Raw genomic sequence first — 453 nt, 5'->3', positions numbered from 1 at the left:
GTGTGGGTCGCCGGTCTCTACCTCGGATTGATGCTGGCCTGGGCCGCCGTGCCGTCGCTGTTCACCGATGAGTCGCCGTACGACACCGATATCGAAGCGCCGCTGCAGGTTCCGTCATGGGAGCACTGGTTCGGCACCGACGCCTCCGGGCGTGACATCTACACCCGCGTTGTCTACGGCGCCCAGAGTTCACTCGCGATCGGCGTGGGGGCGACCGCACTGGCGCTGAGCGTCGCCATCGTGTTCGGCCTCGCTTCGGGGCTGGGCGGACGGTTCACCGATGGTGCGATCAGCCGGTTCCTGGAGGTCGTGCTGGCGCTGCCGGGCATGCTGGTCGCGTTGCTGTTCATCGCAATGCTCGGCCCGGGCGCGGCGACTCAGATCGTGGCGGTGGCGATCGGCTCGGCCGCCGGCTATGCGCGGATGATCCGGGGGCAGGTGTTGGCCGTCAAA

Annotated in this window: 1 protein-coding gene; it reads left to right on the top strand. The window is 68.2% G+C overall.

Annotated features, from left to right (window positions below):
• Positions 1 to 453, top strand: a 453-nt coding sequence (locus tag RM572_RS29215; protein WP_394813734.1) for an ABC transporter permease, incomplete at both ends; no start/stop codon positions are given.

Source organism: Streptomyces hazeniae (genome assembly GCF_031845485.1).
GTDB classification, from domain to species: Bacteria; Actinomycetota; Actinomycetes; order Streptomycetales; family Streptomycetaceae; genus Streptomyces; species Streptomyces hazeniae.
Note: the sequence above shows the minus strand (reverse complement) of the source record. Positions and strands in the feature narration are given on the sequence as shown.